Below are 6,555 nucleotides of genomic sequence, written 5' to 3'. Positions count from 1 at the left end.
CCGCCGCACCGTTTTCCCACTCAGCGAGCGGACAGCTCGCGCGCCTGGCGCAGCAGTGCCTCGGCACGCGCCTGTTCCGAGCGCAGCACGCCGAAGCCCGGCGCCTGCCCGGCGGCCGCCCGGGACAGCTGTTCCTTGAGTACGGCGGCGAGTTCGTCCCGTTCCTCCGCCAGCCTGGTGAGGCGATGCTGCTCCCGCTGGTAGGCCCGATCGTCACCGGCCGACCCGCCCGCCAGTGCGGCGGTGTCGGCGATCAGGGTGTCGGTGGCGAACGCGCCGACGCTGGAGTTCAGCTGCTGGTACACCGCGGCCAGCCGTTCGGTCGCCTTCAGCGACGGCGACGGCGAGGCCAGCACCTGGCTGATCACCCGCCCGTCGGTCTGGTAGTCGTCGCTCAGCCGCGTCAGGTGCAGCAGGGTCGGGCGCAGGTCGGTTTCCTCCACCCAGGTGCCCACGGTGCTCGCCTCGGGCACCGTGCGCGTCGAGTTCGGGTCGTGGGCTTCGTTGCCCCCGGCGGGGTCCGGGCCGTCGACGCCCCGCGCCGCCACCCCGGGGCCCACGATGCCCGCCCAGGTGATGTCGATGTTCGGCGTGTAGTACCCGTGGTTCCACGCGTACCGGCCGAGCACGCTCACGTTCGGGCCCGAGGTCGAAAAGTAGAAGTCCGGTTTCGGGAACAACGTGTAGGTGGGCGTGCGCAGCGGATCGGCGCTGGACATGTGCAGGATCCGCTGCTCCACCGCGCCCGCCTGGTAGTCGACGACCTTCTCCCCCGCGACGCCCCGGTACGGGTCGTCGGCGGTCATCGCCGCGGTGTCGCGTTCCAGCTGGCGCACCGCGGGGTCGTCCGCCCTGGGCCGCCCCGGCACGTAGATCGAGGCGCCCTGCGGCTCGAGGTCGAACCTGGTGCCGCTGCTCGCCGATCCCGCCAGCAGGCCGTTGATGTTCGCGGCCAGCTCGCCGACCTGGCCGGTGGCGTAGTGGCACGGAGTGGCGACGCCGTCGCAGCCGGCGGGCGTGGGCTGGACCGCCCGTCCCACGTTGGCCCCGGCGAACTGGTCGTTCTCCTCCGAGCTGATCAGGAACACCGTGTTCTTCGGCGTGATGCCGTCCTTGGCGAGGCGGTCGAAGAACTTCGCGAACGCGTCGTCGTAGGCCTTGGCATTGGTGGCGTAGCAGCTGTCACCGGGCGCCAGGGCGTATCCGGTGGCCACGGCGCTTTCGGTGGTGCAGCCGGAGGTGCCGGGCTTGCGCTCGTGCAGGTCCGAAATGTAGCCGTAGGTGACCGGGATCCCGCTTTCCTGCAGGGTGGCGAGGTAGGCCAGCGACTGGGAGGCGGTCGGGTTGAAACCCGGGAAGCCCGGTTTACCCGTGTTGCCATTGGTGATCGCCGTCCCGTCGAGGTCGGTGAGCTCACCCGCGGCGTCGGTGACCGGGTAGCCGTTGCGCGTCAGCGACGGGGTGCCCGCCCCGATCCGCGGCGCGACGTACTTGGCCCCGAACAACGCCTGATAACCGGTGTACCCGCCGGGTTCGGTCGGCAGCGCGTCGGCGACGGCGCTCGGCGACGGGGCGGACTGCCCGTACTTCACGGCCGTGGCACCGGAGCAGACGGTGTCCCCCAGCGCACAGTGCACGGCGACACCCACGTAGTCCGCGGTCTCCGCGTTCTTGTAGGGCGAGGAATCCGCGGTGTACTGGGCCACTTCGGGGGAGTTCGCGCCGAACACGGTGGGCAGGTCCAGCTTGGTGTTCTCCAGCACCATGTTCGCCGTGGAGAAGTCGCCGACCGAGCAGCCCGCGCGGGTGAACGGAACCCAGGGGGCCGGCGTCTGCCTGCCGCCTTCGCCGGGCTTGCGCCCGTTTCCGTCCGAATAGGCCATGGTGGGCGTTGTGTCGTGACCGGACGCGGGAGTCGCCGCGGTGTCGTAGACCGGGTCGGTCCAGTACGCGAAGGATCCGGCGGGATCGGTGGTGCCGTCGGGGTTGTACGTGCGATACGAGTTCGACACCGGCTGGCCGTGGCGATCGCCGTAGAGGCCGGTGTAGAGGGTGAGGCTGTCGTCGGCCGTGTGGGCGATCATCGGCGTGTGCACATTGGACAAAACGGTCCCGTTGGACTTCAGGAAGTCCAGCAGATGCGGCATGCGCTCCAGATCGGACGGGACATTCGGGTTGTCCCGGAAGAAATGGACATTGTCGAAGACGATGCTGATCACGTGCTGCACGCCGTTGCCCAGCCGGCAGGTGCCCGGCGACGATGCCGGGCTCACCGCCGACGCACCGGCGGAACCGGTGACGGCACCCGCCACGACCACCGCCGCGGTGGCGGCCAGCGCGGCCGTGCGGCGGAGCCGTCTTCCCGACTTCACTTCCATGGTCAACCCCTTGGGAACATTCTCTGGCAAAAGATCACGACACCGATGGATGTGACGCTAACCCGCGGGCGGGGATACCAGAAGGCTTCCGGGTGACTTCCCGATAACGGAAGCGGCGTCCTCAATGGTCTGGAGCACCTGTTCGGCCGCCGTCACTGCGCCGTTCGGCGGCAGGGAAAACGGGCTTCCGCCGGGGTGCGGCGGAAGCCCGCGATCTCAGGCGACGTCGACGGCGGTGTCGTCGAGAACGAACGAGGTCTGCTTGGTGTAGTCCTCGCTGCCGGTGAACTTCAGCGTGACGCTCTGCCCCGCGTAGGCCGAGAGGTCGAAGGTGTGCTGGGTGTAGCCACTGGCGGCGTCGAGGTTGGAGTAGGAGGCCAGGGTGGCGAGGACCGTGCCGGAGCCGTCGAGCACCTGCACGGTCAGCGTGTCATAGGCCGTGGTCGTACTGGTTTCGGCCGTGTCGACGTGCAGCCAGAACCCGAACTGGTAGGTCGTGCAGCCGCTGGGCAGCGTGACCGGCTGGGCCAGCGTGTCGGTGTGGGTGGTGCCGTAGCCGTCCAGCCACGCGTCCCACGAGCCGCCGTGCGGGGGCTCGGAACTGCTGTTGCTGACCAGACTGGACGAGGCCGACCACGGCGAAGCGCTGCCGGTCTCGAAACCGGCGTTTCCGAGCAACTGCGCGGCGGTGCATCCGCTGCCACCGCCGGTGCCGCCCCCGGTGCCGCCACTGCCGGCCGAGCCGAAGTCGGCGTTGAACGCGGACTCGATGCCGCTGAGCACCCCGGCGTCGCTGACGATCAGGCCCAGTTCCCGGTTGTGGTTGAGCGAATTGTCGGAGAAGTTCTCCGAGCCCTGGAACACCTTCGCGGTCGAGGTGCCGTAGTCGGCCACGATCGCCTTGGCATGGATGTAGTAACCCGTGCTGGAGGTGTAGGTCTTGACCTGGCCGCCCGCCGCGACGACCTGGTTGATCTGCGTGGTGTAGGAAGAGTTCCGGTTCTCGGCGACCACGCGGACGGCGACCCCGCGCTGCGCGTCGGCGACGATCGCGTTGACGAGGGCGGTGTCGCCGAACTCCTCCTCTTCCACGTCCAGGCTGTGCTGCGCGCCGTTGATCAGGTTCAGCAGCTGCGTCTGCGAATCGGTGGGCGACCAGACCAGGTCGTCCCCGTCCGAAGGCGTGATCGAAGTCTGCGCGAAGTCCGCGTTGAACACCGCCTCGATCGCCGCGACATCGTTCGAGTCGGTGTCGAAGACCCCGTAGTCGCGGGAGGTCGAATAGTAGGTCGAGTCCAGGTTCCCGGTGCTGATGTAGGACTCGGCACCGTCGACGGTGATCGTCTTCTGGTGGGTGTAGGTGAAGGCGGACGAAGAGTACTCGACGGACACCCCGCCCGCCTGCAGCGCGCTGTAGGCCGCACCGTTGACCGAGGTGTGCTGCGCGTCGAGGATCACGCGGACCTTCACCCCGGCCTTCTGCCGGTTGACCAGGTCGGTGGTCACGGTGGTGTCCCGCAACTCGTACATCGTCATGTCGAGGGACTTGGTGGCCGAGTTGATGAAATTGTAGATAGCGCTTTCTCCCTGATCGGGGAGGGTCAGCAGGGTGTAGACGCCGGCGGCGTGGGCGGTCGCGGGCGCGACCAGCCCGGCGGCCGCCGCCGCGCAGGCGGCGAGGGCGATCCGGAGACGGCGGGGAACGGTGCTCATTCAGGCTCCTGGCGAAGTGGTCGAAAGAGCTGGGCCCTGATCGTCGCGAAGAACCACCGCGGAAAAGAACACACCAACGTATGGAGTGTTGGTGAACAGTCGCCGCACCATGGGGATTTTTCCGGCAAGACGGGCGAATTCGGCCACTTCGGAGCCTCTACTGTGGACGGAGAGAGCCGGTCAGACCGAAGGGGTCTTCACCAGCCCGGACCGCGACCGTGGGGTTCCCGCGGTTCGTCCCGTGGCGGCGCGCCCTCCCGCCGCTCGTCGATGGGGCCGGTCGCTCCTGCGCTACGGGGGACCCGGTAGGTGTCAACGCCCGCCTACGGCAGCCGCCGTAGGCGGACCGCTCTCCACCGATCGGTTGACTCGGGAATCAGCCGCGCGATCGCCGAAGGGGACCGTGCGGTTCATGCGCACGCGGCGCCCGGGGCGGGACGCTGAAGCCACCACGACCCACCGACCCCTTGGGGGAAGCCATGAACACCGCCCGGCCCGGCGAAACGAACTTCGGCCATCCCGGCGCGCAGAGTGCGTTCCGCGCCGTCAAACTCCTCGTCGGCACCTACGTCGCGCTCAGCGTGCTCACGCTGGTCGTCATCGTGGTGCTGCGCGACCACGCCTCCGTGGTGAACGACGCCGTCTGGACCCGGGCCACCATCGTGGTCGCGAGCTCCCTGCTCACGTCGGCCTTCGCCCTGCGCGCGGCCCGCGGCTCCCGCGGCGCGTACCTGCGGCTGCGGATCGTCTCCGCGGTCATGGTGCTGGCCATCGCCGTGATCGTCGCCGTGCCCGGTCCCTTCCCGGTGTGGATGAAGATCGAGCAGGGCGTGTGCGGCCTCGTGCTGATCGGGGTCGTCACCCTCGTCAACGGAAAGCGCCTTCGCGCGGTCTTCGCCCGGTGATCCGGGCTAGATTGCCTGAGGGGAGGTGAACCATCGATGAGTGCTTCTCAGCCCGACCCGGAGCGGCGATGGTATCCGGTGGTCACCATCGGGCCGTACCTGCTGCTGGCGGTCCTGGCCGCGTTCACCGTCGTGATGAAGCGCGCGCAGGGCGCCTCCCCGGCCGGTGATCTCGCCCTGTGCGGGCTGGCGGCCGCGTGGATGCTGTGGATGTTCACGCTGCACCCGGCATGGCGGGACCGCCCGGCGGTGATGGCCACGTTCTTCACCGTGCTGATCGGCATCACCGCGGTGCTGGTGGTGCGGGCCCCGTGGTTCGGCTGTTTCGCCCCCGCCGCCTACCTCTACGCGTTCCGGGTCCTGCACTGGCCGTGGCGGCTGGCCGGGGTGGCCGCCGTGGCGGTCGTCGCGGGCACCGCGCAGGCGGCCGCGGTGGACAAGACCACCGCCGCCGGGCTGCTCGGCTACGGCGGCATCCTCGCCGTCAACGCGCTGCCCATGTGCGGTTTCGCCTGGTTCGCGTGGCGGAGCACGCAGTGGAGCGATCAGCGTGACCGGGCACTGGCCGAGGTGCGCGAGGCCAACCGCAGGCTGGAGGTCTCGCTGGCCGAGAACGCGGCCCTGCACCAGCGGCTGCTGGCCCAGGCGAGGGAGGCGGGTGTGCTCGACGAGCGGCAACGGATGGCGCGGGAAATCCACGACACCCTCGCCCAGGGCCTCACCGGCATCATCACGCAATTGCAGGCCGCCGAACAGGCCGGTCCCCACCGGGCGGAAGGACGCAGGCACCTCGAGGCCGCGACGAAGCTGGCCAGGGAAAGCCTCGTCGAAGCGCGGCGCTCGGTGCACGCCCTGCGCCCCGAGCCGCTCAGCCAGGCGGGGCTGGGCGAAGCGCTGGCCGCCGTCGTACGGAACTGGTCGGCACGGCACGGGATCGCGGCCGAGGCCGGTACGACCGGCACCGTGCGGCCGATACCCCCCGCGACGGAGGACGCGCTGCTGCGCGCCGCGCAGGAGGCGCTGGCCAACGTGGCCCGGCATGCGGAGGCGAGCCGCGTGGGTGTCACGTTGTCCTTTTTGGATAGTGAGGTGGCGCTGGACGTGCGGGACGACGGCCGGGGCTTCGACCCGGCGGTGCCCGCCGCCGGTTTCGGCCTGCTCGCGATGCGGCAGCGGATCGACGGGCTGTCCGGGACGGTGCGGATCGAATCGGAACCGGGAGCGGGCACGGCGGTCTCCGCCCGCGTCCCGCTCGCCAAGGAGGTGCCGGCGTGATCAGGCTGCTGATCGCCGACGACCACCCGGTGGTCCGGGACGGGCTGAGCGGCATGTTCGCGGCCGACCCCGAGTTCGAGGTGCTGGGCGAAGCCGCCGACGGCGCCGAAGCCGTCCGGCTCGCCCACGCCCTGCGGCCGGACGTGATCCTGATGGACCTGCGCATGCCGGGAATGGACGGGGTGGCCGCGATCGGCGAGCTCGCCCGGCGGGGCAACGACGCCCGGATACTGGTCCTGACCACCTACGACACCGACGGTTACGTGCTGCCCGCGATCGAGGCC

5 protein-coding genes are annotated in these 6,555 nt (G+C 69.9%); 3 read left to right on the top strand and 2 right to left on the bottom strand.

Annotated elements, in window-relative coordinates:
• Window positions 1–20: 20 nt before the first annotated feature.
• Both FNH05_RS28740 and FNH05_RS28735 read right to left on the bottom strand, forming a co-directional pair.
• Window positions 21–2,378, bottom strand: coding sequence for an alkaline phosphatase family protein (locus tag FNH05_RS28740; protein ID WP_144591982.1), 2,358 nt, complete (start codon window positions 2,376–2,378; stop codon window positions 21–23).
• 216 nt (window positions 2,379–2,594) lie between these two features.
• Window positions 2,595–4,091 carry a phospholipase D-like domain-containing protein gene (locus FNH05_RS28735; RefSeq protein ID WP_144591981.1) on the bottom strand — a complete coding sequence of 499 codons (1,497 nt, stop codon included), beginning with the start codon at window positions 4,089–4,091 and terminating at the stop codon, window positions 2,595–2,597.
• Between the two features lie 479 nt (window positions 4,092–4,570).
• Here FNH05_RS28735 and FNH05_RS28730 point away from each other — a divergent pair, with 479 nt between their 5' ends.
• From FNH05_RS28730 to FNH05_RS28720, 3 genes are all read left to right on the top strand, one after another.
• A complete protein-coding gene (locus tag FNH05_RS28730) occupies window positions 4,571–4,996 on the top strand; it encodes a hypothetical protein (protein ID WP_144591980.1) in 426 nt (141 codons plus the stop codon).
• A gap of 36 nt (window positions 4,997–5,032) precedes the next feature.
• A complete protein-coding gene (locus tag FNH05_RS28725; RefSeq protein WP_144591979.1) occupies window positions 5,033–6,271 on the top strand; it encodes a sensor histidine kinase in 1,239 nt (412 codons plus the stop codon).
• On the top strand, window positions 6,268–6,555 hold a 288-nt coding region (locus FNH05_RS28720; protein ID WP_144591978.1), incomplete at its 3' end, for a response regulator. The genes FNH05_RS28725 and FNH05_RS28720, both read left to right, overlap by 4 nt.

The sequence above is a fragment of the Amycolatopsis rhizosphaerae genome (assembly GCF_007713715.1).
In the GTDB taxonomy this organism is placed as follows: Bacteria; Actinomycetota; Actinomycetes; order Mycobacteriales; family Pseudonocardiaceae; genus Amycolatopsis_E; species Amycolatopsis_E rhizosphaerae.
Note: the sequence above shows the minus strand (reverse complement) of the source record. Positions and strands in the feature narration are given on the sequence as shown.